The following is a 25,154-nucleotide window of genomic DNA, read 5'->3' as shown; positions in this document are numbered from 1 at the left end:
GAGGGTTTCTAATATGGCCGGTTTGCCGACCACGGCACGCGTGGTGATCATCGGAGGTGGTGTCGTCGGCACCTCCTCGCTCTACCACCTTTGCAAGGCGGGCTGGACCGACTGCGTGCTCTTGGAAAAGAACGAGCTGACATCGGGCTCGACCTGGCATGCCGCCGGCAATGTGCCGACCTTCTCCTCGTCCTGGTCGCTGATGAACATGCAGCGCTATTCGACCGAGCTCTATCGCGGTCTCGCCGACGCGGTCGACTATCCCATGAACTATCACGTCACCGGCTCTCTGCGGCTTGCCCATACAAGGGAGCGCATGCAGGAATTCCAGCGCGCCAAGGGCATGGGCCGCTACCAGGGCATGGACATCGACATTGTCGGCCCAGACGAGATCAAGCGCCGCTACCCCTTCATCGAGACGCATGATCTCAAGGGCGCGCTCTACGACCCGAGCGATGGCGACATCGACCCGGCGCAGCTGACCCAGGCGCTGGCCAAGGGCGCGCGCGACATGGGCGCCAAGATCGTCCGCTTCTGCCCGGTGACATCAGTGCGCCGCGAGAATGACGAATGGGTGGTCGAGACACCGCAAGGCGAGATCCGCTGCGAGATCGTCGTCAACGCCGCCGGCTACCGTGCCGCCGAAGTCGGCAAAATGTTCGGCCGCGATGTGCCGATGATGGTGATGAGCCATCAGTACATTCTGTTCGAGGAAATCCCCGAACTGATGGCCTGGTCAAAGGAACAGGGCAAGAAACTGCCGCTGCTGCGCGACGTCGACACGTCCTACTATCTGCGCCAGGAAAAGAACGGCATGAATCTCGGCCCCTATGAGCGCAATTGCCGCGCGCATTGGGCGACCCACAACGATCCGATGCCGGAGGATTTTTCCTTCCAGCTCTTCCCTGATGATCTCGACCGTCTCGAGCATTATCTCGCCGACGCCGTCGCCCGCGTGCCGATCCTCGGCACTGCCGGCCTGTCCAAGGTCATCAACGGGCCGATCCCCTACGCGCCGGACGGCAACCCGCTGATCGGGCCGATGCCCGGCGTCCCCAACGCTTTCGAGGCCTGCGTCTTCACTTTCGGCATCGCGCAAGGCGGCGGCGCCGGCAAAGTGCTGGCCGAATGGGTGACCGAAGGCCAGACCGAATGGGACATGTGGTCCTGCGATCCGCGCCGTTTTACCAGCTTTGCCGCCGCGCCCGACTACAGCGTCGCCAAGGGCATGGAGATCTATGGCAACGAATACGCCATCCAGTTCCCGCGCCATGCCTGGCCCGCGGGGCGCGACCGCAAGCTGTCGCCGATCCACGATCGCATCAGGGCGCTCGGCGCTCAGTTCGACGCCTATAATGGCTGGGAACGCGCCACTTGGTATGCGCAACCCGGTGACGACACGTCGGAAGAAGCGACGCTGACCTTCCGCCGCGAAGGGCCATGGCACCACCGCGTACGCAAAGAGTGCCTGGCGGTGCGCGATGCCGCCGGCATTCTCGACCTGCCCGGCTTCTCGCGCTTTAACCTCGAAGGCCCTGGCGCAGCCGAATGGCTGGCGCTGCAGGTCACCGGCCTGGTGCCCAAGCCCGGCCGCATCGGCCTCGTCTATTTCGCCGACGACAAGGGCCGCATCGTCACCGAGATGTCGGTGGTGCGCCATGGCGAAGAGCAGATGACGCTGATCACCGCGGCGGTAGCGCAGTGGCACGATTTCGAATGGCTGAAGTCGCGCATGCCGAGGGACGCGGCTTTCACCCTCACCGACAGGACCGAAGACTATTCGACGCAAATCCTCGCCGGTCCTAACTCGCGCAAGATCCTGGCCGAGGTCTGCGACGCGGATCTCTCGCTGCCCTGGCTGACGCATCAGGAAACCACGATCGCCGGCCGTTGGGCGAAGCTGGTGCGCGTATCCTTCGCCGGCGAACTCGGCTGGGAAGTCCACACCAAGGTGGAAGACACCGCCGCCATCTTCGACGCCGTCTGGGCGGCGGGACAAAAACACGGGCTGAGACCGTTCGGCATGTATGCGCTGGATTCGCTGCGCCTCGAAAAGGGCTACCGGACCTGGAAGGGCGACCTGTCGACCGACTACACGATCCTGCAGGGCGGGCTCGAACGCTTCGTCAAATGGGACAAGCCTCAATTCCGCGGCAAGGCAGCCTTGCAAAACGAAAAGCAGCAAGGCGTGAAGAAGCGCTTCGTCACCCTGGTCGTCGAAAACCCCGGCGATTGCGACGCGCCGTCGGTGTCGACACTGTGGCATGACGGCAAGATCGTCGGCGAGACGACCTCGGGCGGCTGGGGTCATCGTATCGACAAGTCGATCGCGCTCGGCATGCTGCGCGCCGACCTGGCTGAGCCCGATACCGCCATCGAGATTGAAATCTTCGGCGACCGCTTCAAGGCGGTCGTGCAGAAGGACGAGCCGCTGTGGGATCCGAAGAACGAGAGGCTGCGGGCGTGAAGACTGTTATCCTCACCGATGGCGGTATGGGCCAGGAGCTGATCCGCCGCAGCAAATCCGAGCCGACGCCGCTGTGGTCGGCCAGGGTGCTGATCGACGAACCGGATCTGGTGCGCGACCTGCATGCGGAATTCATCCGTGCCGGCGCGCGCGTCATCACCATCAACACCTATTCGGCCACGCCGGAGCGGCTGGCGCGCGAGGGTGCGGAGGAACTGTTCAAGCCGCTGCAGAAGCGCGGCATCGAGCTTGCAAGGCAAGCTTGCGAGCAAGCTGGAGAGGCAACCATCGCCGGCTGCCTGTCGCCGCTGTTCGGCAGCTATGCGCCGGCGCTGACCATTTCCTATCAGGACACACTCGACATCTATCGCCGCATCGTTGCCGAGCAGGCGGACGGCGTCGATCTCTTTCTGTGCGAAACCATGGCCTCCGCCGATGAAGCGCGCGCGGCCGTCACTGCGGCATCGGAAAGCCGCAAGCCGGTCTGGGTGTCGTGGACGCTGGCCGACCACGGTACCCCGCGCCTGCGCAGCGGCGAAGCGATCGCCACGGCCTCCCGAGCACTCGACGGCCTGCAGCTCGCGGCACGGCTGGTCAATTGCTGTCGGCCCGAAGCGATCGCCGCTGCGCTTCCCGAGCTGATCGATCTCGGCGGCCCGGTCGGCGCCTATGCCAACGGCTTCACCTCTACCGAAGCGCTCAAGCACGGCGGCACCGTCGATGTGCTGCACGCCCGTCACGACCTTGGTCCGGACGCCTATGCCGACCAGGCGCTCGGCTGGGTCGAGGCCGGCGCGAGCATCGTCGGCGGATGCTGCGAAGTCGGCCCTGCCCACATCGCTGCCTTGCGTGACCGGCTCGAACAGGCCGGTTACCAGATTTCGGGAGTTCAATGATGCCCAGACCGTCAAAGCGCATTTCCGGCATCGTGCCTTCGGGTAAGGATGGCTGGGAGGTCCACACCGAGGCCTGGGCCCGCAAGGAGGCCGGCCAGGACATCATCATGCTGTCGGTCGGCGACCATGATTTCGATACGCCGAGCCAGACGATCGAAGCCTGCGTGACAGCGGTTCGGGGCAGCAACCACCATTACACCCCGCTTCCCGGCGTTCCGCGCCTGCGCAGAGCAATGGCGGCGGCCTCGACCGCCTGCACCGGTATCGAGACAGGCCCCGAGCAGGTGATCGCCACACCCGGCGGCCAGGCCGCCCTTTACGCGGCGGTGCAGGCCGTGCTCGACCAGGGCGATCATGCCATTGTGGTGGCGCCCTACTACGCCACCTATCCCAACACGTTCAGCGCCGCCGGCGCCAGCTTCACGGTGGTCGAGACGCCGGCCGAGGACGGTTTCCAGCCACGCGCCGACAGGATCCGCGCGGCACTGAAGCCGAACACGCGCGCCATATTGATCAACACGCCGAACAACCCGACCGGTGCTGTCTATTCGCGGGAGCGTCTGGAGGAACTGGCCGATATCTGCAAAGAGCACGATCTCTGGCTGCTGTCGGACGAGGTCTACTGGACGCTGGGCGGCGGCGAACACATTTCGCCGCGCGGCCTGCCCGGCATGGCTGAGCGCACGCTGGTCATCAACTCGATGTCCAAGAGCCATGGCATGACCGGTTGGCGCATGGGCTGGCTGACCGGCCCGGCGCAGATGATCACGCTGTTGACCAACCTCAACCTGGTGACGACCTACGGCCTGCCGGCGTTCATCTCGATCGCCTGTGCCGAGGCGCTGGAGAACCGCTACGGCGTCAAGGAGATCGCCGAACGCTACGCGGCGCGGCGCACCGTCCTGCTCGATGCCGTGCGCGGCATGAACAATGTCAGCGTGCACGGCTCCGAGGGCGGCATGTATGTCATGCTCGACATCTCGGCGGTCGAGCCCGACGACGAGAAATTCGCCTGGGCTTTTCTCGACGCGGAGAAGGTCGGCGTCATGCCGGGCTCCAGCTTCGGCCATGCCGCCGCCGGCCACATCCGTATCAGCCTGTGCCAGCCGGAACCGGTGCTTCAGGAAGCCGCAAAACGCCTGCGCCGCTTCGCATCCAGCTATCGCCGCGAGGCCGCATGACCAAACCCATTCCCACCAAAGCCCGCGCCGTGATCATCGGCGGCGGCGTCTCCGGCTGCTCGGTCGCCTATCATCTGGCCAAGCTCGGCTGGACCGACATCGTGCTGTTGGAGCGCAAGCAACTGACATCGGGCACGACATGGCACGCCGCCGGCCTGATCGGCCAGTTGCGCGGCTCGCAGAACATGACGCGGCTGGCGAAATATTCGGCCGACCTCTACGTCAAGCTGGAGGCAGAAACCGAAGTCGGCACCGGCATGCGCCAGGTCGGCTCGATCACCGTGGCGCTGACCGAGGAGCGCAAGCACGAAATCTACAGACAGGCGTCGCTCGCCCGCGCCTTCGATGTCGATGTGCGCGAGATTTCGCCTAGGGAAGTCAAAGAGATGTATCCGCATCTCAATGTGTCAGATGTTGTCGGCGCGGTACATCTGCCGCTCGACGGCCAGTGCGACCCCGCCAACATCGCCATGGCGTTGGCCAAGGGTGCACGCCAGCGCGGCGCCACCATCGTCGAGAATGTGAAAGTCACCAAGGTTCACACCAGGGCCGGCCGCGTCACCGGCGTGTCGTGGTCGCAAGGCGAGGACCAGGGCACCATCCAGGCCGACATCGTCGTCAACTGCGCCGGCATGTGGGCGCGTGAACTCGGCGCACAGAACGGCGTCACCATCCCGCTGCACGCCTGCGAGCATTTTTACCTTGTCACCGAGCCAATCGCCGGTCTCGGCCGCTTGCCGGTGCTGCGCGTTCCCGACGAATGCGCCTACTACAAGGAAGACGCCGGCAAGATGATGCTCGGCGCTTTCGAGCCGGTGGCAAAACCCTGGGGCATGGACGGTATTCGCGAGGACTTCTGCTTCGACCAGTTGCCCGAGGACATGGAGCACTTCGAGCCTATCCTCGAAATGGGCGTCAACCGCATGCCGATGCTGGCGACAGCCGGCATCCATACCTTCTTCAACGGCCCCGAAAGCTTTACCCCGGACGACCGCTACTATCTCGGCGAGGCGCCGGAGCTATCGGGATATTGGATGGCGACCGGCTATAACTCGATCGGCATCGTCTCCTCCGGCGGCGCCGGCATGGCGCTCGCGCAGTGGATCAATGACGGCGAAGCGCCCTTCGACCTCTGGGAAGTCGACATCCGCCGCGCCCAGCCGTTCCAGAAGAACCGCCGGTATCTCAAGGAGCGTGTCTCCGAAACGCTCGGCCTTCTCTATGCCGACCATTTTCCCTATCGGCAGATGGCAACGTCTAGAAATGTCAGGCGCTCGCCGCTGCATGAGCACCTGAAGGCGCGCGGCGCTGTCTTCGGCGAGGTCGCCGGCTGGGAGCGCGCCAACTGGTTTGCCCGCGAAGGACAGGAGCGCGAATACCGCTATTCCTGGAAGCGGCAGAACTGGTTCGGCAACCAGCGCGAGGAGCATCTGGCGGTCCGCAACAAGGTCGGTCTGTTCGACATGACCTCGTTTGGCAAGATCCGCGTCGAGGGCCGCGATGCCTGCGCCTTCCTGCAAAGACTCTGCGCCAACGATATGGACGTGGCGCCGGGCAAGATCGTCTACACCCAGATGCTCAACCAGCGCGGCGGCATCGAAAGCGATCTGACGGTGTCGCGCCTGTCGGAGACAGCCTATTTCCTCGTCGTTCCCGGCGCGACGCTACAGCGCGACCTGGCCTGGCTGCGCCGGTATGTCGGCGAAGAATTCGTCGTCATCACCGATGTGACGGCGGCTGAAAGCGTGCTCTGCCTGATGGGGCCGGATGCGCGAAAACTGATCCAGAAAGTCAGCCCCAACGATTTCTCCAATGAGAACAATCCGTTCGGTACTTTCCAGGAGATCGAGATCGGCATGGGCCTCGCCCGCGCCCACCGCGTCACCTATGTCGGCGAGCTCGGCTGGGAGCTCTATGTCTCGACCGACCAGGCGGCGCATGTCTTCGAGGCGATCGACGAAGCCGGTGCGGATGTCGGCCTGAAACTCTGCGGCCTGCATACGCTGGATTCCTGCCGCATCGAAAAGGCCTTCCGCCATTTCGGCCACGACATCACCGACGAGGACAATGTGCTGGAGGCCGGCCTCGGCTTTGCGGTCAAGACCGCCAAGGGCGAGTTCATCGGCCGCGATGCGGTGCTCAAGAAAAAGGAAGCCGGCCTGTCACGCCGGCTGGTGCAGTTCCGCCTGAAAGACTCTGAGCCCCTGCTCTTCCACAATGAGGCCATCCTGCGCGACGGCAAGATCGTCGGCCCGATCACCTCGGGCAATTACGGCCATCATCTTGGTGGCGCAATTGGGTTGGGTTATGTGCCCTGTCTGGGCGAGAGCGAAGCGGATGTGCTTTCCTCGTCCTACGAGATCGAGATCGCCGGCGAGCGCTTCGCAGCGGAAGCATCGCTGAAGCCGATGTACGACCCGAAGGCGGAACGGACGAAGATGTAGCGCCTCTTCCTTCGCCCCGTTTACGGGGAGAAGGTGGCCCGAAGGGTCGGATGAGGGGCGGCGCCAAGGTCTGCAGAGTTCGCGCTGCCCCTCATCTGCCTGCCGGCATCTTCTCCCCGTGAATGAACGGGGAGAAGGACGCTAATCCCTCAAAACCGCTCCAGCTTTCTCCGAACTTTCGTGAGAAATGCCGCCCGGCTTTTCGGCGTCGAGGCATCCATCAGATAGTGCGCCAGAAAGAACGTCCGGCAGCGGCGAGCGCACAGTGCGCGCATGCCGCGCAGCAAGGTCTTGCGGCCGGGCTGGCCGACGACCACGCTCCACCAGGTCGGCGCGCCGCAGGTGGTGATGACGCCGACCTTGGTGACATGCGTCATCAGCGACGTGATCCGCCCCTTGCCCGCCGGCAGCTTGAAGGCGACATCGGTCGCCCACACCCGGTCGAGCCAGCCCTTCAGCATCGCCGGCAGCCCGTACCACCAGGTCGGATAGATGAAGAGGATCGCCTGCGCCCAGGCGAGATGCCCGAAATGCGGCTTCAGCGCAGGGTCTTCCGGCGCGCGCTCATTGTAGGCGCGCCGCTCTTCAGTGCCCATGACCGGATCGAATTTTTCGGCATAGAGGTCGAGCAGCCGCACATCCCAGCCCCGTGCCTTCAGCACGTCGACCGCTGTGTCGCGAATGGCGGCGCAAAAACTTTCGGGCACCGGATGGCAATAGACCACCAGCACGCGCATCAGAATTCATCCATCCCGGCCACGACCTTGGCCATGAAGGCCGCCCGCGTCTCATTGGTCGACAGGTTCATCGAATAATGCGCGAGATAGGACACGGAAGCGCCGGGCTTGATCGTCGCGCGCAGCATCCGCTTGACCAGCCGGCGTGGCGGATCGCCCATCAGCATGGCCCGGAACCGGCTGCCGCCATAGGTGGTGACGGCCGCCAGTTTACTGATGTTGTGCAGCGATGGCTGCGCCTGGCCGTCGACCAGCTTGAACGACACTCCGGGCAGGAAGACGCGGTCGAAAAAGCCTTTCAGGATAGCCGGAAAGCCATAATTCCAGACGGGGTAGGACAGCACCAGCGCCTCGGCCTTGAGCAGACGCTCGACATAGGGTGCGGCCGGGTCCGCGGGGCTGCGCTGGTTGTGATAGTCCAGCCTCTCCCCGCGCGTCAGCCTGGGATCGAAATCCTCTGCATAGAGATCGCAGTCGTCGACGTCATGGCCGGCCGCCATCAGCCGCTCGACGATCGTCCGGTGCATGCCGGCGTTGAAGCTGGTCTCCACAGGATGCGCATAGAGGACGAGGACTTTCATCACCCTGCCCTTTGCAGGCCCTTGAACAAAAAAGTCCGGCCCGAGCGATAGTCATAATCCGGATTTTCCCAGGCGATCATTTTGCCGGGGTTGAGCAGGCCTTGCGGATCGGTCTCGCGCTTGAAGGCGAGCTGGATTTCGTCGGTCTGCTTCATGCCGCCTTCTTCCAGCGTGTAGCGATGCGGGTTGAAGATCGGGCAGCCATTCTCCTCATGCAGCCGGATGATCTCGTTAAGCCGCGCCTCTGTGGTGAATTTCACCAGCGGCAGGCCGAAGCAAGTGATGTTGCCGTCGAGCCGCACGAATTCGAGATGCGAAAAGACCTCGCCCGGAAACATCGCATCCATCTTCTCGACCAGCGTCAGCTGGTTGGGAAACGGATAAAGCGACTGCAGATAGGTGATCGAGGGATCGACGCGCAGCGCCCGCAGCGTCGTGTGGTTCCACGCCAGTTCGAAACCCGGCGGCAGGCCTTTCTTGTCCTCGTCCGTCACTGTTGCCGCATTGAAGATGATTTCGCCGCCGGCGCGACGGGTGAAGGCGAGGAAAGCGTCGAGCCCATGCTTTGCAACCATCACGACGCAGATGCTCTGCCCTTCCTTGAAAAACTTCTGGTGCCGCTTGAAATAGAGCTGCGGCACCGGGGCGGCGATCGGCGTGATCAGTTTGGTCAGAATGCCGTCCTGGCACGCGAGCGCATTGCCGTAGCGCGCCGCCGGCATGAAAGCATCGAAGCCGACGATGACGTCGATCCATTCATAGGCTGCCGTCAGCGGCATCTCGACTTCCGTGATGACGCCGTTGGTGCCGTAGGCATGCGTGACCTTGTGCAAATCCTCGCCGGTGAGTTCGAGTGCCTTCGGCTCGGCTTCCATGGTGACGACGCGCAGGCGCAGCACATTGCCGAAATCGCGCAAGCCGCCGAAATTGATCGAGCCGACGCCGCCCGAGCCACCGGCGATGAAGCCGCCGATCGACGCCGTGTTGTAGGTCGACGGCGACAGCCTAAGCTCCTGCCCGGAATGCGCCCGCGTCGCTCTGTCGATGTCGGCCAGGATCGCGCCCGGTCCGGTCACGACGCGGCCCGGCGCGATGGCCTTGATCTCGTTCATCTCGGCAAGGTTGAGCACCACGCCGCCCGACAGCGGCATCGCCTGGCCGTAATTCCCGGTGCCGCTGCCGCGCGGTGTCACCGGAACGCCATGCCGATGGCAGGCGGCAAGCACCCGGATCAGTTCGGCCTCGTTCTTCGGCGTCACGATCAGGTCGCCGGTGACATGGTCGAGTTGCTGTTTCAGCACCGGGCTGTACCAGTAGAAGTCACGGCTCTTCTGCTGGACGATGGCCGGATTGTCGTCGAGTTTTATGCCGTCGAGATCGCGTTTGAGCGCCGAAACATCCATTAGTCCACCATCAGTTCGTCGAGCTCGGCATAGTCGGGCAATTGCCGATCGATCGCTTTGCCGTCACGCACGACGATGCGATCCGATTCGGGCCTCGACAGCAATTCCGTCCAGCTCCGCCCCTTGAAGATGATGAAGTCTGCGCTGCCGCCGGCAGCCAGCGTACCGAGACCGTCGAGCCGCATCACCTTGGCCGGCGTTAACGCCACCGCTTGCGGCCAATCGCCGACCGGATGGTCGAAATGCAGGATGCGCGTCGCCATACGGTAGACCTCCAGCATGTCGAGATCGCCATAGGCATAGAACGGGTCGCGCGTGTTGTCGGAGGCGACGGCAACCGGAATGCCCCTCGCCTTCATCTCGTGCAGCAGTGTCACCCCGCGCCAGCGTGGCGTGGTCTGGTCGGCGCGCCGGTCCTGCAGATAGAGATTGCACATTGGCAGCGACACCACGGCCAGCCCGGCCTTGGCCACCTTGTCCAGCGTGTCCAGCACGTCGAGGTCCGGCTGGCGCGCCAGCGAACAGCAATGCCCGACGAGGATGTTGCCCTCAAAACCGCTCCAGAGGGCAGCCTCGGCGATCTTCTTCAGCGAGATCGCCGCGACATCGTCGGTCTCGTCGGCGTGGAAATCGAGGTCGAGCCCGTGCTTGATCGCCTCAGAAAACACCTTGTCGAGCAGTTCTTCGAGATCCGGCACCATATAGGTGACGACGCCCAGCACGCCCTTGGCTGCGGCCACGCGCTTCGCCAGTTTTTCGAACCATTTTGTGTCGCGCACGCCTTCGATACCGAGCAGGCAGGCCGCCTGCAACTCGATGCGGCCGCGCCACTTATCCCGCATCGCCTCGAATACCGGCCAGGAAATCTCCTCCTGCGGCGGCACGCTGTCGAGATGCGTGCGCAATGCCTTGGTGCCATGCGCATAGGCTGAGCGCAGCGAGAAATCCATGCGCCGCGCCACATCCTCGGCGCTCCAGCGCGCGGCGCGATCGGCGCCGGTGGCATTGAGTGCGCCCATGAAGGTGCCGTCCGGATTGGGCTTGCGCGGCCAGATATGGCCCTTGTCGATATGGGTATGGCAGTCGACGAAACACGGCAGGATGATGCGGCCAGCGAGGTCGATGGCGTCTATTGGTGCTTTCGATTTCTTATGCGCTGCGATGCTGGAGATCTTACCGTCTGCAACGGCGATATCGGCCAGTGCGAAACCCTGGCTGTCGTAAGCCGCGGCCAGACCGGGCGTCAGCGACCGGTGAAGGCGGACGTTGGCGAGATGGTAATAGCCAGAGGTTGGTATCAAGCCGCACCCCCCTCTGCCCTGCCGGGCATCTCCCCCTCAAGGGGGGAGATTAGCAGTTTCGCTGGCAGCGCCCATCTTGCAACCTCGGTGATTGGCGAAATCGCGAATGACATCCAATCTCCCCCCTTGAGGGGGAGATGGCCGGCAGGCCAGAGGGGGGTGCTCCGCGCCGACATCTCGCTCACCTCACGCACCCTAACGCTCCTGCTTCAGCGCGCTCTCGTGCCAGCGGCGCAGGATGAGATGCGACACCAGCGACAGCACCAGGAAGATCACTATGCCAGTCAGCGAAATCAGGATCAGCGCCGCAAACAGCCGCGGCGCGTTGAGCCGATAGCCGGCCTCGATGATGCGCGACGCCAACCCCGACGATTGCCCCTGCGCGCCGGCGACGAACTCGGCCACCACGGCGCCGATCAGCGACAGGCCGCCGGCGATCTTCAAGCCACCGAGGAAATACGGCATCGCCGCCGGCAGCCTGAGATAGCGCAATTGCTGCCAGCGCGTGGCGCCGTTGAGCTTGAACATGTCGCGCAGATTGCGGTCGACGGAATTCAGGCCGAGCGTGGTGTTGGACAGGATCGGGAAGAAGGCGACGATCCAGGCGCAAAGCAGCAGCTTCACCGTCTGGTTGTTCACATAGATGTTGATCAGCGGGAAGATCGCGACGATCGGCGTCACCTGCAGCACGATGGCGAAGGGGAAGAACGACATCTCTACCCATTTCGATTGCGCAAACAGCACCGCCAGCCCCACACCGCCGATCACCGCCAGAAGCAGGCTGAGGAAGGTGATCCTGAGCGTTACCAGCAGCGAAGAGAACAGCAGCCCGGCATCGTCATAGAGCGTCTGCAGCACCACGCCCGGGCGCGGCAGGATGTATTTCGGGATCTCGTTCCAGACGCAGATACGGTCCCAGAACCAGATCGCCAGGATCATGATCGCCAGCGGCAAAACCCATCGGCCGATCCGCTCCAGCCGTTCCTGGCGCACGCGGCCGGCCTCCTCCGGATCGAGGGTCAGCGCAGTTTGCTCAATGGCCGTCATGATGTGGTCCGGCAGATGTGTTGATGGCGTTGACCAGGATATCCGAGGCCTGGCGGCAGAGCGCGGCGTAGCCGGGCGAGGTCCGAAACACCTCGTCGCGCGGATAGGGCGCATCAATCGCAAGCTCGGCGTGAACGCGACCCGGCCGCGCCGCCATGACGACGACGCGGTTGGACAAAAACACGCTCTCAAAGACACTGTGGGTGACGAAGACGACTGTGAAGCGTTCGTCCTGCCACAGCTCCAAGAGATCGTTATTGAGCTTGAAGCGGGTAATCTCGTCGAGTGCGGCGAACGGCTCATCCATCAGCAGGATGCGCGGCTTGGTCACCATGGCGCGCGCGATCGAGACGCGCATCTTCATGCCGCCGGAAAGTTCGCGCGGCACGGCGTTTTCGAAACCGGTGAGATGCACCCGCGCCAGCATCTCCGTCACCGCAGGCGCCGCCTTGGCCCGCGAGATGCCTTTCAGCCGCAGCGGCAGCCAGACATTGTCGAATACATTGGCCCAGGGCAGCAGCGTCGGTTCCTGGAAAACGAAGCCGATGTTGGCGCGGTCGATCGAGCCGCGCCAGTCGAGCACGCCTGAGGTCGGCGTCGACAGGCCGGCGATCAGCCTGAGCGCCGTCGACTTGCCGCAGCCTGACGGCCCGAGCAGGCTGAGAAAATCGCCTTCGCGGATTGTCAGGTCGACATCGCTCAGCGCCGTGACGCCGTTGGAAAACACCTTGCCGACATGGCGCAGCGCCAGCAGCATCGGGCTTTTACCCGATGCCGTCATGGGCGCCTGCGCCATTGTCTCCAGTCTCACGATTACTTCTTCAGCTCGAGCCCGACGCCCTTGTTGATGAAGGCCAGCGTGTAGGCCTTCTTGATGTCGATGCCGGGCTGCGCGACCTTGGCCTTGACCATCTTGTCGTAGAAACTCTGGATGCGGGCGTCGGTCATGGCGCCGATGCCGAGCTTTTCCGAATCGCCGGAATCAACCACGCCGAATTTCTTCAGCTGTTCGATCGAGAAGGCGATCTGCTCATCCGTCATGTCGGGATTGTCCTTCTTGATCATGTCGTTGGCGGCTTTGTTGTCGCCGTAGAGATAGTTGTACCAGCCCTTGGCCGAGCCATCGACGAAGCACTGGACGACCTCGGGCCGCTTGTCGATCGTGTCCTGCATGACCTCGACGGTGGTCGCATAAGTGTCCCAGCCATAGTCGGCGAGCAGGAACTGGTTCGGCACAAAGCCGCCGGCTTTCTGCACCGCGAACGGCTCGGACGTGACATAGCCCTGCTGGATCGACTTCTTGTTGGCAATGAAGGGCGCCGGATTGAAGGTGTAGGGCACGCGCTTGGCGGCATCGAAGCCGAGCTCGGTCACCATCCACTGGAAGAAGGTCTGCGCGCCCTCGTCGCCCAGTATGTACTGGTCGGCGTTCTTCAGGTCTTCCCATTTGTCCAGCCCCTGCCCCGGCTGGGACATGATGACCTGCGGGTCCTTCTGGAAATCGGCCGCGACGACGCGCATCGGAATGCCTTGTTGCACGGCGTCGAAGGCCGACAAGAGATTGCCGCCCATGTAGAAATCAAGCTTGCCGGCCAAGAGCAGCGGCCGGCCGCTGACCTGCGGGCCGCCCTGCGAAATGGTGACATCGAGGCCGCAGGCGGCATAGGTGCCGTCGGCCACGGCCTGGTAGTAGCCGCCATGTTCGGGCTCGGCCAGCCAGTTGGTGCCGAAGGTGACCTTCTCGTTCGCCGCCGCACCCAGCGTGCTGGCTCCAAGCAGCGCGAGCGCCAGCGCTGAAATCTTCTGTTTTCCGTACATCAACACCACCCTCTGTTGGCTCCGGAGCGTCACGCGCCGGGCTCGACACCATTGGTCCAAGAAGCAAGACACATGCCACCGCCCGGACTGCCTGCTTCACGCGGCAGTCATTGCCAAGACCGGACGGGTCATGCTGTGCGGGAGGCATCGTGCCTATTTTTTGGACGCCTGTCCACAATCGCCCCCGCGACATGCACCACATCTTGAGGGACTTGTTGCCTGGCCCTAGGTTGGCGACAAACCGGAGATTGCCATGTTCAGATTCCTCACCCCGAAGTCGATCAAGCCACCTTTCGCCCGCTACAGCCACGGCGTCGAGGTGCCGGCGGGCAAGCGGCTGGTGCTGTGCTCTGGTCAGGTCGCCGTCACCGTGGACGACCAGATCCCGGAGGATGCCGGCGCCCAGGCCGAACTCTGCTTTCAAAACATAGCGGCGATTCTGGCTGAAGCGGGGCTCGGGCTTGCCGACATCGTGCGTATCAACGCCTACGTCACCGACCGCGCGCATCTGCGGCCCTATATGGATGTCCGCGATCGGCTGTTTAACAGCCCGGCGCCGGCCTCGACACTGATGATCGTGACGGGCTTCGCGCGACCGGAATTCAAGGTCGAGGTCGAGGCGATCGCGGCTGGGTGAGGAGTGGTCCGCGAAGCGGGAAAGCCACAGAATTGGCTTTCCAAGCGACGAACGCCCGAAGCCATAGCGGAGGGCCGGGTCGACAATTTCGGGTTCCAGCCCTAAGGCTGGCCTATCCGCTTGAAGAGGCATGACATGACCGTTGCAAACAGACGCGTGTGGTGGGGCGATTACCGGACCACCGAATACGCTACGATCGACCCGGAGGCGACCATTGCCGTCCTGCCGGTGGCGGCGATCGAGCAGCACGGCCCGCATCTGCCTGTATCAACCGACACTTCGATCATGAACGGCATGCTGGAGACGGTGATCGCCCGCCTGCCAGGCGATCTCGACATCCGCATTCTGCCGGTCCAGGCGGTCGGCAAATCGAACGAGCATCTGCATGCACCGGGCACGCTCACTTTGCCTGCGACGACCCTGGTCGATGCCTGGACCGAGCTTGGCCTGTCCGTTGCCCGCGCCGGCGTCCGCAAGCTGATCGTCGTCAACTCGCATGGCGGTAATGAGGAGATCATGGGCATCGTCACGCGCGAATTGCGCGTGCGTGAAAGGATGCTGGCGGTGAAAACCAGCTGGCAACGCTTCGGCCGGCCGGCCGGCATGTACACCGAACTGGAAGACCGCCACGGCATTCATGGCGGCGATGTCGAGACCTCGCTGATGCTGCATTTCCGCCCGGAGCTGGTCGACATGGGCAAGGCCGACAATTTCGTCTCCAAGGTCGCCCGCGCCGAGACCGAATTTGCGCTGCTGCGCCACACCGGAACGCACGCCTTCGCCTGGATCGCCAGCGATCTCAACCCCAACGGCGTCGTCGGCAACGCCTCGATCGCCACGGCCGAAAAAGGCCGGCTGACCGCGGAGCATCAGGCCGACGGCTTCATCACCCTGTTGAAGGACGTGCGCAAGGCGAAGCTTGCCGACTGGCTGGCGTAACGGGCCGAAGCGGCTTAGCCGTCGATCTTCAACACGAAAGGCGTGCCCTCAAAAGCGTCGGCGCCACGTCCGATCGCTTCGATCGCTTCGATCATGCGGCCTTGGCGTGAGAGCAACGTATCGGCTACCGCGATCAGCCGCGGATTGGGCGTCGCCGAGGGCGAAAGCTTCCGCAATGTCTGCGCCAGTTCCACCTCGTCGCGCTTCGGCGCCAGCGCTGCGGCGATGATGTAGGCCGAGGCGGTCGAGCGGCTGATGCCGGCGTAGCAGTGCACGACCATCGGCTTCGCACGGTCCCATCGGCGCGCGAAATCGAGCAGATTACGCACATGGTCTTCGCCCGGCATGGTCATGCCGTCCTGCGCCACCGCGATATCATGCATGACCAGATGCAGGTGGTTTTCCCGCACAATCGAGGCCGGCCGCATCACCTCGGTGCCGGCGGCAAGCAGCGACAGCACGCGTTCGGCGCCGCTTCTGGCCACCGTCTCCTCAAGCTTGGACAGCGAACAGACATGGATCATCGCGCGATCTCCCTGGCGCTATCGTCGCGCCGTGCGTCCCAGCCGGCAAGCGCCGATTCAAGCCGCTGCCATTCCTCCTGACTACCCGGCAGCCCCGCGCGCAGCGCCTGCGGGCGGTCGGAAAAATGCCGGAGCAGGATGCCGCACTCGCCAAGCGCCGAAAACAGACCGGGCGCATCGGCCAGCCGGAGATAGCGAAACAGCGTCGTGCCACCGGCGACGGGAATGCCAAACCGACCGAACAGCGCGTCGAGCCGCGCGGCATCCTCGGCCAGCCGGCGGCGCATATCGGCCTGCCAGCCGCTGTCGGCAAGCGCGCGGATACCGTACTCCAGCGCCGGCCCGGCGACAGCCCAGGGGCCGAACTGCATCTCCAATCTCTCGACCGTCAGCGGTTCGGATAGCGCAAAACCGAGCCGCAGGCCGGCCAGGCCAAAAAACTTGCCAAACGAGCGCAGCACGACGATGCCGCCCTGCCCGACATCGCCGGCAAGGCTTTCGGCCCCTGGGCCGACATCCATGAAGGCTTCGTCGACGACCAGCAGCCCGCCCTTGGCACGCAACTCCCCGGCAAGCCGCAGCAGCCTTTCCCGCGACACGACGCGTCCATCGGGATTGTTGGGGTTGACGACGATGGCGAGGTCGGCACCGGCGAGCCTGTCGAAATCGTCAACCTCCGTCACCGCATGGCCGGCAATGGCGGCTGCCCTGGCATGCTCGGCATAGGTCGGCCCCAGCACCAACGTCCGGCCGGGGCTCACCAGCGAGGCGACGCGCGGCAACAGGATCTGCGTGCCCGGGGCTGATGCAACATGCACCGCCGACGGCGCGCCATAGGCATCGGCGGCGACCTTAGCCAGCTCACGCAGACGCGCCGCTTCCGGCAATCGCGACAGAGCGGTGGCGGGCAGATCGAAAAGCGGGTAGGAGTGCGGATTGATACCTGTCGAGAGATCGACGAAAGGCTGTGGCGCGTGGGGGAAGAGCGCGCTCGCCCGGCCAAGGGATCCACCGTGATCCACTGCAGCAATCGCTCCATCAGAAAGCTTCATGTCGGTCCTGATCGCTTTCCTGTCGCTGGCCATCGAACGCATCCTGGGCTACCCGGACTGGCTGTTCCGTGCCGTTGGCCATCCCGTCACCTGGTTCGGCAGGCTGATAGCCTTTCTCGACCTCCGGCTCAACCGCGCCACTGATTCCGACGCGCAGCGTCGTCGCCGCGGCATACAGGCGCTGCTGGTGATCGTGCTGGTGCCGGCGCTGATTGCCTTCGCCGTGCAAATCCTGCTCTGGCAGCTCTTTCCTGCCGGCATGATCCTCACCGCGATCTTGGCCTCGTCGCTGCTATCGCAGAAGAGCCTCACCGAACATGTCGAAGCGGTGGCCGACGCGCTGGACACCGGAGGGCTGGCGCTCGGCCGCATTGCGGTTGCCCGCATTGTCGGCCGCGATCCCGAAAAGCTCGACCACGCCGGCGTCAGCCGGGCCGCCATCGAAAGCCTGGCCGAGAATTTCTCCGACGGCATCGTCGCCCCCGCCTTCTGGACCGGTGTTTGCGGGCTAGCTGGCGGCGTCGCCTACAAGGTGGCCAACACCGCCGATTCGATGATCGGTCATCGCACCCCGCGCCACGAGGCCTTCGGCCGCGCGGCAGCATTTTTCGACGACTGGATCAACCTGCCGGCCTCCCGGCTGACCGCACTGCTGATCATCGGCGCGGCCTTTCTCGTCCGCGACGCTGACCCCCGCAATGCTTGGCAAGCAGTGCGGCGCGATGCGAAAAAACACCGCTCGCCCAATGCCGGCTGGCCGGAAGCGGCAATGGCCGGCGCGCTCGGCCTGGCGCTCGCCGGCCCGCGCAGCTATGGCGGCGTTGTCGTCGAGGACGCGTTCATGGGCGAAGGCGGCCGCCGCGAAGCCGAGAGCCTGGACATCAGGCGGGCACTGAAGCTCTACCAGGTGGCGGACTATCTGCTGATCGGCCTGTTCGGGTTGCTCTCGGCGATACTGATCGCGGTAACGTTCTGACAGCTTTACCCTCCCCCTTGTGGGGGTGAGCAGCCGGTTCGCGTAGCGAATTCGGCGCGCCAGTGGCGCGCTGAAAGGCCGGCGAACGCCGGGACGCTGCCGCAGGCAGCGGGGACCCGGCCGGGCTAGCCAATTGTCAACCCGGCCCTTCGCAGGCCCAGGGCGTTCGAAGCTCGAAAAGCCAAGCAATTGGTTTTTCGTCCGCTACGCGGACCACTTCTCACCCCCACAAGGGGGAGGGTAAAATACCCCCTAGAACTCAATCCCCTGCTGCGCCTTCACGCCGGCCGAAAAATGATGCTTGGTCACGCCCATTTCGGTGACAAGGTCCGCCGCCTCGACCAGCGCCGGCTTGGCATTGCGGCCGGTGACGACGACATGCAGGCCTTCGCGCCGCGCCTTTAGGGCCGCCACGACCTTGTCGAGATCGAGGTAATCATAGCGTAGCGCAATGTTCAGTTCGTCGAGCACGACAAGGCTGATGGACGGATCGGCGATCAACTCCAGCGCCTTGGCCCAGGCTGCCTCAGCGGCCGCAATGTCGCGCTTCAAATCCTGCGTTTCCCAGGTGAACCCCTCGCCCATCGTGTGCCAGACGACGCGGTCGCCGAACGCCGCGAAGGCATCCTTCTCGCCGGTGTGCCATTTGCCCTTGATGAACTGGACGACGCCGACGCGCTTGCCGTAGCCGAGCATGCGCAGCGCCAGCCCGAACGCCGCGGTGGTCTTGCCCTTGCCAGGCCCGGTGTTGACGATGAGCAGTCCCTTCTCGACCGTTTTTTCCGCAACCTCGGCATCCTGCATCGCCTTGCGCTTGGCCATTTTGGCGCGATGGCGCTCTTCGTCTTTTGCGTCGATGTCGGTCATCATTTCACCTTGAGCGGCAGCCCGGCCACCATCAATAGCACCGTATCGGCAATTGCCGCGATCTGCTGGTTTAGCCGGCCGGCGGCGTCTCTGAACCGGCGTGCCAGCGCATTGTCGGGCACGATGCCTTGCCCGACTTCATTGGAGACCACGAACCACGGTCCGCGCGGCCGCGACAGCACATCGGCCAACCGCCGGCACTCCGCCTCGAGATCATGGTCGGAAAGCATATGATTGGTCAGCCACAGCGTCAGGCAATCGACAAGCACCGGCTGATTCTCCGGCGAGGCCTCGAGCGCACCGGCAAGATCGAGCGGCGCATCGATGGTCGCCCAGCCCTCGCCGCGCCGCGACCTGTGTTGCGCAATGCGCTCACGCATCTCGTCATCGTAGGCTTCAGCGGTGGCGATATAGGCCCATGGCGGCGGCAGCGCCATCGCCAGGGTTTCGGCATGCGCGCTCTTGCCGGAGCGCGCACCGCCGATGATGAAGGTCAAACTGCGATCAGGCAAAGCTGTCGCGCAGGTTGGTGGCTGCGCCGGTAAAGCGTCCGCGCACCACGCCGATGACGGCGCCGAGCACCAGCCAGAACACCAGATTGGTCACCGTCGACGCTACCACAAACTGGTGATGCAGGCCTTCGGGGATCGACGTCACGTAGTTGTCCGGCTGCGGCGCGCCGACGACATGCGGCGCCACGATCAAGGCCACCGCAAGGATCGCCAGCGGCAACGACTTGCGGAAGGCAAGCAAGCCCAGACCGGCCGCAGTCGCCGCCACCGTTGCCCACCACCAGATCTGGCGCTGGGTGAGATTGGCCGCAGGCATCGCCGGCAGTTCCGGCGGCAGGCCGAGGCCCGGCGCGAGCGTGAACACGGCAAAGCCGGCCAGGCCCCAGAATATGCCCTGGCGCCAGTTGCCGATGCCTCCGGCGAATTCGGAAACCGCCACCAGGACCAGCGCGAAACCGATGCCGGTGACGATATTGGCCAGCACGCTGAAGGCGAAGCGTTCGAAGCCATCGGCCGGCGCCCAGCCTTCGTCCTCCGCCGGCGCGGCTGCTTCAGCCGGTGCTGATGCTGCGCTGCTCATGGCACTTTCGGGTGGCGCGGCGGTGCTCATGGCATCGGTATCCGCTGCGGCTGGAGCGGCATGATCGTGATGGTGACCATTGCCGGCCTTCTCAAAAACTTCAGCCTTGTAAATCAGAGGATCGGTGGCATAGGCCTGCATGCAGGCGAGAACGACGCCGGCCACGAGCCCTGCGATCGCCGCGATAAACACGACGTTGCGAAACAGGTTCATGATGTCAGATCCTCGTCAGTGGCAGGGAAACGCCATCGAATGGCGATAGTCATGCGCGGCATTGTGGACCGCATCGATATGCGAGAAGCCGACAACGCCGATGACGAAAATGCCCAGAAACGCGCTAAGCACGAGCTGCATGAAGCGCGACTGCGAGGAAACGGAAGCGCCGAGAGAAACGGAAGCGGTATTCATATCTTGTCCTTTCGCCCTCCACCCGAGGGCATCGAAGTCAGTTCCCTGTCGCCGGCAGGTCTCCTGGCTCGCGGATCAGCGCCCTTCCCCACCTTCCCGAAGAGAAATCCTCAGTGGCTTGGAGAGGACTACCGCACACAGTTGCGGGGGCAGCCACGGCATTGGGCAACAAGTCAGCCCTCACCGCATTCCCTCTTGGTCCCTAACGGAACCGACGACATGCGTGACTATAGGCTGAAACAGCCGCATCCGGCAAACCAAATTCCGCCGGCCAACAGCGCGAATGCGCCATGCGGCGCTACGGGTTCAAGGCGGTGATCCGCTCGGCGACCAGCCGCTGCAGCCGCCACAGATGGCGGTCGTGAATGCCGCGCTCCTCCAGATTCTTCACCGTGTTGTAGAGATAGTCGGCGCCCGACCCCCAGTGCCCGCAGGATGTCGCCAGCCTGTCGACGACCTTCGTCTCGTCGAGCGGGCCGGAATAGGTCAGGCCGTTGCGGTTGATGACGAAAGCCAGCGCCCTGAGCGGACCGGCCTCGCTTGCAAGCTTCAGCATGCGCGGCCGGTAACTTGTCGGCTTCAGCGTAACTTCGCGCCGGAAAAGCCGGCCCAGCTGTTCTCGCCGGTTGTCGTCGGCCAGCCGGAAGGCGACGCCTTTGCACTGTCCGCCGCTATCGAGCGCCATCATCAGGCCGGGGCTTTCCTTGGTGCCCCGCCAGCGCGTCATGTTCATGCAGAAAGACCGGTGCCAGCCACGCGCCAGCGCAACGCGGTCCTCGACATAATCGATTTCCGGCTTCCAGATCAGCGAGCCATAGCCGAACAGCCACAGCGGTTCGCTGTCAGGGAGCTCGGCCTGCAATTCATCCAGCAGCGCATCGTAGTCGCTGTCATCCAGATGCATCGCGTCCGGATCCGGCCCGGGGTCCCTGATCTCGCGCCAGCAGCGCGCGACCAGCTCCGGCGTAAGCGACATTTGTCGTGCGGCCAATTTTCCGAATCCCCCTTGTCACGACATGATTATGCGCCGTGCCTCAAACCGGCAATGCGGCACCCTGATTGACAAACGATTTGCCGGGGTGTCGGCTGGCGTATACGGGAGGAAGCCAGCCATGCAACCCAATCCGAGCCAGCGCGACCCCTATAATGGCCTGACCCGGCTGGAGCCGACGCTGCCGTCCTCGGCCTATTGGGACGCCGGCGCCCACCAGCGCGACCTCGACGCCATCTGGTACAAAAGCTGGCTGCTCGTCTGCCGCGAGGCTGACCTTGCCCAGCCTTTGGCGTTCAGGACATTTCGTGTCGGCACGCAGGAAATCGTCGTGCTGCGCGACGACACCGGCGAACTGCGCGCCTTCCACAACACCTGCCGGCATCGCGGCTCGCAGCTTTGCCAGGAAAACGAAGGCCGCCTGAAGGCGCGGCTCATCACCTGCCCCTACCACGCCTGGTCCTATTCGCTGCGCGGCGATCTGGTGCGCGTGCCCTCGAAATCGCTGCCCGAGGGTTTCGACAAGGCCGATCATCCGCTCTACCGCGTGGCGCTCTCGGTGTGGCGCGGATTTGTCTTCATCAACCTTGCTGAAAGCGTCGACGGTACGGCTGCGTCATCCTTCGATCCGGCATCCGGCAACCTCGGCAACTGGCCGCTGGAAACGCTGGTATCAGGCCATGTCCTGCGCAAGGTGATGAACTGCAACTGGAAGATATTTTGGGAAAACTTCAACGAGTGCCTGCACTGCCCTGGCGTCCACAAGGACCTGTCGCGGCTGGTGCCGATCTACGGCCGCGGCCTGATGAGCCGGCACGACGACCCCGACTGGGTTCGCCATGCCGACAATGACGCGCCGGAGTTTTCCGGCGGCTTGCGCGCCGGCGCCGAGACCTGGTCGCGCGACGGCCACGTCCATGGCCCGGTCTTCTCCGGCCTAACACCGGCCGAACGCGCGGCCGGCCAGACCTATGCCACCAATCTGCCGTCGATGTTTATCGTCGGCCATGTCGACTATGTCCGAACCGTGCGGCTGACGCCGCTCGGGCCGGAGCAGACCGAACTCACTGCCGAGTGGCTGTTCGCGCCCGAAGCGCTGGCTCAGACCGACATCGACAATGTCGTCGCCTTCGGCACCCAGGTGCTGGAGGAGGATGCCGCGATCTGCGAGATCAACCAGAAAGGCCTGCGCTCGATGCGCCACCAAGCGGGCGTGCTGATGCCTGAGGAATACGATCTGCATCGCTTCCACAACTGGGTGCGCGAACGGCATGCGGCGCTCTGATTAGAGTGACTTCGGCAGATAGCGCCAGGTGACGAAGCCGCAGGCCGCGGCCAGCAGGCCGAGCGTGACGAAAACCGAGCCCAGGCCGAAAAACGCCAGCACCACCGAATAGACCAGTGGCGGCAAAAGCGAATTCGGCCAAAGCCTTTCGGGCTCTGGCCTAAAGCGCCGCCTCATGCAGCCACGAGGCGAGCGATGCCAGCGCGCACGGCCTTCTTTTGTCCGGTGCAACCGTGATAGTCGTCCTCAGGGGCTGAATCAGATTACGAGACCATGAGCATCCAAACGCCGATCGCACCTGTTCCGGATCAACCGAAGCGCATCGTCGCCATCGACGTCGTGCGCGGCATCGCGCTGATCGCCATGGCCAGCTACCACTTCACCTGGGATCTCGAGAATTTCCACTACACCGATCCCGGCCTCACCGCCTTCGGCTGGTGGAAGATCTATGCGCGCTGCATCGCCTCGACCTTCCTGTTCCTGGTCGGCGTCAGCCTGTTCCTCGCCCATGGCAAGCAGATCCGCTGGACCGGCTTCTGGAAACGCTTTGCCATGGTCGCTGTGGCGGCCGCCGCCATATCTGCAGTCACATACTTCGTGACGCCGGGCAGCTTCATCTTCTTCGGCATCCTGCACGAGATAGCGCTGGCCAGCCTGCTTGGTTTGCTGCTCCTGCGACTGCCGTCCTTGCTGACGCTGGTCGTGGCGGCAGTGGTGATCGCAGCGCCCCTCTATCTCCGATCCGAGGCCTTCGATCATCCAGCACTTTGGTGGGTCGGTCTGTCGGCGATCAACCCGCGCTCCAACGACTATGTGCCGCTGTTTCCCTGGTTCGGCGCGGTGCTTGTCGGCATTGCGACGGCAAAGCTGGCGTCTACCACCGGCTTGCTGGCGCGGCTGGCGACGCTGACACCCGGAAGCTGGGCCAAGCCGCTCACCTTCATCGGCCGCCACAGCCTGGCGTTCTACCTGATCCACCAGCCGCTGCTGTTCGGCTGTGTCTGGCTGTTCTCGCAGATCGCGCCGGCGCCGGTCGAGACACGGGAAGTGGTCTTCCTCAAGGAATGCCAGGTATCCTGCGAACAGCAGCGCGACACGGAGTTCTGCGCCAGCTATTGTGTGTGCATGCTGGAAACGCTGCAAGGCGAGGCGGCATTCGACCGGCTCTACAATGGCGAACAGACCCCGGAGTTCAAGGCGCATCTCGCTGAACTCGCCGGCATCTGCACCGCCAAAACGGAGGAGAGCCCGATGACGCAGGGAGGGCAACAATGACCGACAAGCTTGCAAAACCCGGGCCGGCAAAAGCAGGGGTGATTCCCTGGCCGCCGCTGATCTACTGCGCCGCCATCGCCATCAGCATCGTGCTTGGCCTCTTCTATCCCCTGCCCTGGATCGGCGATCTCCTTGGCGACCTCCTGTTCGCGGCCGGCTTTGTGGTGCTGTTTGCCGTCGCCGCCCTCTGGTTCACCGCCATCCGCGCCATGATGCGCGCCAGGACCACGATGAATCCCAATGGCGTGCCGGAGCATCTGGTGACGTCAGGCCCGTTCGGCGTCACCCGCAATCCGATGTATCTCGCCAACACGCTGATGCTCATCGGCGTCGCCTTCGTTTCGGGGATCGTATGGTTCCTGCCGCTGGCCCTGATCGCAGCCTTCGCCACCCAGAAGGTCGCGATCGAAAAAGAGGAAAAAGTTCTGGCCGCCAAATTCGGCAAGAAGTACCGCGACTACGCCAAGCGGGTCAGGCGCTGGATCTGAGGGTATGAGGTTCGCAGGCGAAAGGCATTCGCTCGAGTTCGAACGTTGGCGCTGCCCCTCATTGTCCTGCCGGACATTTCTCCCCGTATAGTGACGGGGAGAAAGGGCCCTTTGGCCGAAGGTTTCGCCAATTGTCGGCGTTGCAGAAAAGGGCCGGCGCCTCGTTCAACCCCTTCTCCCCGTCACTATACGGGGAGAAGGTCCCGGCAGGGGGATGAGGGGCAGCACCAACCTTCAGAAGTTGGAACCAATAGCCTGCGGAGCGACCCTCAGGTATTCACACCCAACTCCACCAGCCGCTCGACGCAGGACTCCTCCGCCTGGTCGAGCTCCGCCAGCGTCTCCTCCAGATCGCGTCGCTTCTGGCGCAAATCCTCGCGCTTTTCCTCGATGCGCTTGATCATCAGGTTGAGTTGACCGACCTCGCCGGGCGGCTCCTTGTACATCTGGATGATTTCACGGATCTCGTTGATCGAGAAACCGAGCCGTTTTCCTCGCATGATCTGGCGGATCAGATGCCGGTCCGAAGGGCGAAACAGCCTTGTGCGGCCGCGCCGCACCGGCTGCACCAGCCCCTCATCCTCGTAAAAGCGTAGCGTGCGCGTCGACACATCGAATTCGCGCGTCAGCTCGGTGATCGTATAGTATTCCCGCATCATTGCTCCAAATGCCGGAACATGAGTCAGCGGCCGCCTGCGCGGCACCTCCCCCAATTCCGATCAAACCCGCTCCATACCGGACTCGG

General features: G+C 63.8%; 26 protein-coding genes and 1 riboswitch. Of the genes, 10 read left to right on the top strand and 16 right to left on the bottom strand.

What is annotated here, in order from left to right:
* Positions 1-13: 13 nt before the first annotated feature.
* Genes AC04SH_RS11090 through AC04SH_RS11075 form a run of 4 tightly spaced genes read left to right on the top strand, consistent with a single transcriptional unit; the run spans position 14 to position 6,988 of the window.
* Positions 14-2,467, top strand: a complete 2,454-nt coding sequence (locus AC04SH_RS11090) for a GcvT family protein (RefSeq protein WP_488575043.1) — start codon at positions 14-16, stop codon at positions 2,465-2,467.
* Positions 2,464-3,363 (top strand): homocysteine S-methyltransferase family protein, encoded by a 900-nt coding sequence (locus tag AC04SH_RS11085; protein ID WP_488575042.1) that lies wholly within the window; start codon positions 2,464-2,466, stop codon positions 3,361-3,363. The genes AC04SH_RS11090 and AC04SH_RS11085 overlap by 4 nt, the downstream gene beginning before the upstream one ends.
* On the top strand, positions 3,363-4,544 hold the full coding sequence (locus AC04SH_RS11080; RefSeq protein WP_488575041.1) for a pyridoxal phosphate-dependent aminotransferase: 1,182 nt from the start codon (positions 3,363-3,365) through the stop codon (positions 4,542-4,544). The genes AC04SH_RS11085 and AC04SH_RS11080 overlap by 1 nt, the downstream gene beginning before the upstream one ends.
* Positions 4,541-6,988: a GcvT family protein gene (locus AC04SH_RS11075; protein WP_488575040.1), complete on the top strand. Its 2,448-nt coding sequence runs from the start codon at positions 4,541-4,543 to the stop codon at positions 6,986-6,988. Before AC04SH_RS11080 ends, AC04SH_RS11075 begins: the two co-directional genes overlap by 4 nt.
* A gap of 149 nt (positions 6,989-7,137) precedes the next feature.
* On the opposite strand, the gene AC04SH_RS11070 is transcribed toward AC04SH_RS11075, so the two are convergent.
* From AC04SH_RS11070 to AC04SH_RS11040, 7 genes are all read right to left on the bottom strand, one after another.
* A complete protein-coding gene (locus AC04SH_RS11070; protein WP_488575039.1) occupies positions 7,138-7,725 on the bottom strand; it encodes an NAD(P)H-dependent oxidoreductase in 588 nt (195 codons plus the stop codon).
* Positions 7,725-8,306 carry an NAD(P)H-dependent oxidoreductase gene (locus AC04SH_RS11065; protein ID WP_488575038.1) on the bottom strand — a complete coding sequence of 194 codons (582 nt, stop codon included), beginning with the start codon at positions 8,304-8,306 and terminating at the stop codon, positions 7,725-7,727. Before AC04SH_RS11065 ends, AC04SH_RS11070 begins: the two co-directional genes overlap by 1 nt.
* Positions 8,306-9,709: an FAD-binding oxidoreductase gene (locus AC04SH_RS11060; RefSeq protein WP_488575037.1), complete on the bottom strand. Its 1,404-nt coding sequence runs from the start codon at positions 9,707-9,709 to the stop codon at positions 8,306-8,308. Before AC04SH_RS11060 ends, AC04SH_RS11065 begins: the two co-directional genes overlap by 1 nt.
* On the bottom strand, positions 9,709-11,010 hold the full coding sequence (locus tag AC04SH_RS11055; protein ID WP_488575036.1) for a cytosine deaminase: 1,302 nt from the start codon (positions 11,008-11,010) through the stop codon (positions 9,709-9,711). The genes AC04SH_RS11060 and AC04SH_RS11055 overlap by 1 nt, the downstream gene beginning before the upstream one ends.
* 195 nt (positions 11,011-11,205) lie before the next feature.
* On the bottom strand, positions 11,206-12,057 hold the full coding sequence (locus tag AC04SH_RS11050; RefSeq protein WP_488575035.1) for an ABC transporter permease: 852 nt from the start codon (positions 12,055-12,057) through the stop codon (positions 11,206-11,208).
* Complete coding sequence (locus AC04SH_RS11045) at positions 12,044-12,853, bottom strand: ABC transporter ATP-binding protein (RefSeq protein WP_488575196.1); 810 nt, start codon at positions 12,851-12,853, stop codon at positions 12,044-12,046. Before AC04SH_RS11045 ends, AC04SH_RS11050 begins: the two co-directional genes overlap by 14 nt.
* 17 nt (positions 12,854-12,870) lie before the next feature.
* On the bottom strand, positions 12,871-13,875 hold the full coding sequence (locus tag AC04SH_RS11040; protein ID WP_488575034.1) for an ABC transporter substrate-binding protein: 1,005 nt from the start codon (positions 13,873-13,875) through the stop codon (positions 12,871-12,873).
* Between the two features lie 253 nt (positions 13,876-14,128).
* On the opposite strand from AC04SH_RS11040, the gene AC04SH_RS11035 reads away from it, so the two are divergent.
* Both AC04SH_RS11035 and AC04SH_RS11030 read left to right on the top strand, forming a co-directional pair.
* Positions 14,129-14,512, top strand: coding sequence for a RidA family protein (locus tag AC04SH_RS11035; RefSeq protein WP_488575033.1), 384 nt, complete (start codon positions 14,129-14,131; stop codon positions 14,510-14,512).
* Positions 14,513-14,647: 135 nt separating this feature from the next.
* Complete coding sequence (locus AC04SH_RS11030) at positions 14,648-15,451, top strand: creatininase family protein (protein ID WP_488575032.1); 804 nt, start codon at positions 14,648-14,650, stop codon at positions 15,449-15,451.
* Positions 15,452-15,465: 14 nt separating this feature from the next.
* On the opposite strand, the gene AC04SH_RS11025 is transcribed toward AC04SH_RS11030, so the two are convergent.
* Complete coding sequence (locus AC04SH_RS11025; RefSeq protein ID WP_488575031.1) at positions 15,466-15,975, bottom strand: tyrosine phosphatase family protein; 510 nt, start codon at positions 15,973-15,975, stop codon at positions 15,466-15,468.
* Positions 15,972-17,027 carry a threonine-phosphate decarboxylase CobD gene (gene cobD, locus AC04SH_RS11020; RefSeq protein ID WP_488575195.1) on the bottom strand — a complete coding sequence of 352 codons (1,056 nt, stop codon included), beginning with the start codon at positions 17,025-17,027 and terminating at the stop codon, positions 15,972-15,974. The genes AC04SH_RS11025 and cobD overlap by 4 nt, the downstream gene beginning before the upstream one ends.
* Between cobD and cbiB the strand changes: the two genes are divergently transcribed.
* The gene (cbiB, locus tag AC04SH_RS11015; RefSeq protein WP_488575030.1) at positions 17,026-18,003 is read left to right on the top strand and encodes an adenosylcobinamide-phosphate synthase CbiB; all 978 of its coding nucleotides are present in this window, start codon (positions 17,026-17,028) and stop codon (positions 18,001-18,003) included. The two genes, cobD and cbiB, sit on opposite strands and share 2 nt — an antisense overlap.
* Positions 18,004-18,255: 252 nt before the next feature.
* On the opposite strand, the gene cobO is transcribed toward cbiB, so the two are convergent.
* From cobO to AC04SH_RS10990, 5 genes are all read right to left on the bottom strand, one after another.
* Positions 18,256-18,870, bottom strand: coding sequence for a cob(I)yrinic acid a,c-diamide adenosyltransferase (gene cobO, locus AC04SH_RS11010; RefSeq protein ID WP_488575029.1), 615 nt, complete (start codon positions 18,868-18,870; stop codon positions 18,256-18,258).
* The gene (cobU, locus tag AC04SH_RS11005) at positions 18,870-19,382 is read right to left on the bottom strand and encodes a bifunctional adenosylcobinamide kinase/adenosylcobinamide-phosphate guanylyltransferase (RefSeq protein ID WP_488575028.1); all 513 of its coding nucleotides are present in this window, start codon (positions 19,380-19,382) and stop codon (positions 18,870-18,872) included. Before cobU ends, cobO begins: the two co-directional genes overlap by 1 nt.
* Complete coding sequence (locus tag AC04SH_RS11000) at positions 19,375-20,175, bottom strand: CbtA family protein (RefSeq protein WP_488575027.1); 801 nt, start codon at positions 20,173-20,175, stop codon at positions 19,375-19,377. The genes cobU and AC04SH_RS11000 overlap by 8 nt, the downstream gene beginning before the upstream one ends.
* A gap of 15 nt (positions 20,176-20,190) precedes the next feature.
* On the bottom strand, positions 20,191-20,370 hold the full coding sequence (locus tag AC04SH_RS10995; RefSeq protein ID WP_112565177.1) for a CbtB domain-containing protein: 180 nt from the start codon (positions 20,368-20,370) through the stop codon (positions 20,191-20,193).
* Positions 20,371-20,406: 36 nt separating this feature from the next.
* Positions 20,407-20,601: riboswitch (cobalamin riboswitch) on the bottom strand.
* A gap of 67 nt (positions 20,602-20,668) precedes the next feature.
* Positions 20,669-21,361: a gamma-glutamylcyclotransferase gene (locus AC04SH_RS10990; protein WP_488575026.1), complete on the bottom strand. Its 693-nt coding sequence runs from the start codon at positions 21,359-21,361 to the stop codon at positions 20,669-20,671.
* A 121-nt stretch (positions 21,362-21,482) separates the two neighbouring features.
* Between AC04SH_RS10990 and AC04SH_RS10985 the strand changes: the two genes are divergently transcribed.
* Positions 21,483-22,646 carry an aromatic ring-hydroxylating oxygenase subunit alpha gene (locus AC04SH_RS10985; RefSeq protein ID WP_488575025.1) on the top strand — a complete coding sequence of 388 codons (1,164 nt, stop codon included), beginning with the start codon at positions 21,483-21,485 and terminating at the stop codon, positions 22,644-22,646.
* Here AC04SH_RS10985 and AC04SH_RS10980 read toward each other — a convergent pair whose 3' ends face one another.
* Positions 22,647-22,823, bottom strand: a complete 177-nt coding sequence (locus tag AC04SH_RS10980; protein ID WP_488575024.1) for a hypothetical protein — start codon at positions 22,821-22,823, stop codon at positions 22,647-22,649.
* 96 nt (positions 22,824-22,919) lie between these two features.
* Here AC04SH_RS10980 and AC04SH_RS10975 point away from each other — a divergent pair, with 96 nt between their 5' ends.
* The gene (locus tag AC04SH_RS10975) at positions 22,920-23,921 is read left to right on the top strand and encodes a heparan-alpha-glucosaminide N-acetyltransferase (protein WP_488575023.1); all 1,002 of its coding nucleotides are present in this window, start codon (positions 22,920-22,922) and stop codon (positions 23,919-23,921) included.
* The gene (locus tag AC04SH_RS10970; protein ID WP_488575022.1) at positions 23,918-24,409 is read left to right on the top strand and encodes a methyltransferase family protein; all 492 of its coding nucleotides are present in this window, start codon (positions 23,918-23,920) and stop codon (positions 24,407-24,409) included. Before AC04SH_RS10975 ends, AC04SH_RS10970 begins: the two co-directional genes overlap by 4 nt.
* A 269-nt stretch (positions 24,410-24,678) precedes the next feature.
* On the opposite strand, the gene AC04SH_RS10965 is transcribed toward AC04SH_RS10970, so the two are convergent.
* Positions 24,679-25,065, bottom strand: a complete 387-nt coding sequence (locus AC04SH_RS10965) for a MerR family transcriptional regulator (protein ID WP_112565167.1) — start codon at positions 25,063-25,065, stop codon at positions 24,679-24,681.
* Positions 25,066-25,154 lie beyond the last annotated feature (89 nt).

This window comes from Mesorhizobium sp. CNPSo 4688 (assembly GCF_057784295.1).
The sequence above is the reverse complement of the archived record's forward strand: the minus strand, read 5'-3'. Positions and strand labels throughout refer to the sequence as shown.

Coding starts and splice junctions, on each gene's coding strand:
- AC04SH_RS11090 (WP_488575043.1), top strand. CDS start 14: ATGGCCGGTTTGCCGACCACGGCACGCGTGGTGATCATCGGAGGTGGT.
- AC04SH_RS11080 (WP_488575041.1), top strand. CDS start 3,363: ATGCCCAGACCGTCAAAGCGCATTTCCGGCATCGTGCCTTCGGGTAAG.
- AC04SH_RS11075 (WP_488575040.1), top strand. CDS start 4,541: ATGACCAAACCCATTCCCACCAAAGCCCGCGCCGTGATCATCGGCGGC.
- AC04SH_RS11070 (WP_488575039.1), bottom strand. CDS start 7,725: ATGCGCGTGCTGGTGGTCTATTGCCATCCGGTGCCCGAAAGTTTTTGC.
- AC04SH_RS11065 (WP_488575038.1), bottom strand. CDS start 8,306: ATGAAAGTCCTCGTCCTCTATGCGCATCCTGTGGAGACCAGCTTCAAC.
- AC04SH_RS11060 (WP_488575037.1), bottom strand. CDS start 9,709: ATGGATGTTTCGGCGCTCAAACGCGATCTCGACGGCATAAAACTCGAC.
- AC04SH_RS11050 (WP_488575035.1), bottom strand. CDS start 12,057: ATGACGGCCATTGAGCAAACTGCGCTGACCCTCGATCCGGAGGAGGCC.
- AC04SH_RS11045 (WP_488575196.1), bottom strand. CDS start 12,853: ATGGCGCAGGCGCCCATGACGGCATCGGGTAAAAGCCCGATGCTGCTG.
- AC04SH_RS11040 (WP_488575034.1), bottom strand. CDS start 13,875: ATGTACGGAAAACAGAAGATTTCAGCGCTGGCGCTCGCGCTGCTTGGA.
- AC04SH_RS11035 (WP_488575033.1), top strand. CDS start 14,129: ATGTTCAGATTCCTCACCCCGAAGTCGATCAAGCCACCTTTCGCCCGC.
- AC04SH_RS11030 (WP_488575032.1), top strand. CDS start 14,648: ATGACCGTTGCAAACAGACGCGTGTGGTGGGGCGATTACCGGACCACC.
- AC04SH_RS11025 (WP_488575031.1), bottom strand. CDS start 15,975: ATGATCCATGTCTGTTCGCTGTCCAAGCTTGAGGAGACGGTGGCCAGA.
- cbiB (WP_488575030.1), top strand. CDS start 17,026: ATGTCGGTCCTGATCGCTTTCCTGTCGCTGGCCATCGAACGCATCCTG.
- cobD (WP_488575195.1), bottom strand. CDS start 17,027: ATGAAGCTTTCTGATGGAGCGATTGCTGCAGTGGATCACGGTGGATCC.
- cobO (WP_488575029.1), bottom strand. CDS start 18,870: ATGACCGACATCGACGCAAAAGACGAAGAGCGCCATCGCGCCAAAATG.
- AC04SH_RS11000 (WP_488575027.1), bottom strand. CDS start 20,175: ATGAACCTGTTTCGCAACGTCGTGTTTATCGCGGCGATCGCAGGGCTC.
- AC04SH_RS10995 (WP_112565177.1), bottom strand. CDS start 20,370: ATGAATACCGCTTCCGTTTCTCTCGGCGCTTCCGTTTCCTCGCAGTCG.
- AC04SH_RS10985 (WP_488575025.1), top strand. CDS start 21,483: ATGCAACCCAATCCGAGCCAGCGCGACCCCTATAATGGCCTGACCCGG.
- AC04SH_RS10980 (WP_488575024.1), bottom strand. CDS start 22,823: ATGAGGCGGCGCTTTAGGCCAGAGCCCGAAAGGCTTTGGCCGAATTCG.
- AC04SH_RS10975 (WP_488575023.1), top strand. CDS start 22,920: ATGAGCATCCAAACGCCGATCGCACCTGTTCCGGATCAACCGAAGCGC.
- AC04SH_RS10970 (WP_488575022.1), top strand. CDS start 23,918: ATGACCGACAAGCTTGCAAAACCCGGGCCGGCAAAAGCAGGGGTGATT.
- AC04SH_RS10965 (WP_112565167.1), bottom strand. CDS start 25,065: ATGCGGGAATACTATACGATCACCGAGCTGACGCGCGAATTCGATGTG.